This is a genomic window from Idiomarina sp. UBA4206, from assembly GCF_002383015.1.
In the GTDB taxonomy this organism is placed as follows: domain Bacteria; phylum Pseudomonadota; class Gammaproteobacteria; order Enterobacterales; family Alteromonadaceae; genus Idiomarina; species Idiomarina abyssalis.
In genome coordinates this window covers 28,816-29,634 of the sequence record NZ_DFTS01000035.1, presented here as the reverse complement: position 1 = coordinate 29,634, position 819 = coordinate 28,816, and the positions used below count along the sequence as shown (strand labels likewise).

Annotated in this window: 2 protein-coding genes; both read left to right on the top strand. The window is 49.0% G+C overall.

Features of this window, described 5'->3' with window-relative positions; genetic code table 11:
- Positions 1 to 458 (top strand): MotA/TolQ/ExbB proton channel family protein (locus B3180_RS07210; protein WP_286843778.1); only part of this gene is annotated, 458 nt, incomplete at its 5' end.
- A 2-nt stretch (positions 459 to 460) separates the two neighbouring features.
- Positions 461 to 819 (top strand): MotA/TolQ/ExbB proton channel family protein (locus B3180_RS07205; protein WP_286843776.1); only part of this gene is annotated, 359 nt, incomplete at its 3' end.

Below are 819 nucleotides of genomic sequence, written 5' to 3'. Positions count from 1 at the left end.
TGGGTAACAAAGTTAAACGTCAGCTTAAGAAAGACAAGCCAAGCAATGATAACCCGCTCGGTCGCGTCATGCTGATTAAAGACAAGTACCCACAGGCGGATACAGAAACGCTTGAACTGAAGCTCAGTGAAGGCATTTTGCGGGAAGTGCCGAAAATCACTCGTAACCTGACGTTTATAAAGATCATTTCTGTGGTTGCACCGCTGATGGGTCTGTTAGGAACGGTAACCGGCATGATCAACACCTTCCAGGCGATAACACTGTTTGGCACTGGTGACCCGAAACTGATGGCAGGCGGTATATCGCAGGCTCTGGTAACAACGGTGCTGGGTCTGGTGGTTGCGATTCCTATGACCTTATTATTTGCCACCTTACATACCCGTAGTAAGAATCTGATTCATATATTGCAGGAACAAGCATCCGGCATTATTGCGGAGCGGTCTGAGCGAGGAGAGTAACCGTGTTATTCCTCATTGAATTCAGTAATGCGATTAGAGACTTCATCGAGGCCGGCGGACAAGTGCTGCTGGTCATCGGTATTCTCATCTTCACCATGTGGCTGATGATTCTTGAACGCATTTTTTACTATCTGAAAGGACACCGTGCCCGCGTTAAAGACACGCTAAAACGCTGGCAGCAGCGTGAAGACAAGTCGTCCTGGAATGCCGAACAAATTCGCCAGGCAATGATCTCGCGAGCCAGTTTAGCGCTTGGCGGCAACTTACCGGTTATTAAAGCGCTGGTTGCTCTTTGTCCCTTGCTGGGGCTGATGGGTACGGTAACCGGCATGATAGAAGTGTTCGATGTTATGGCTGTCAC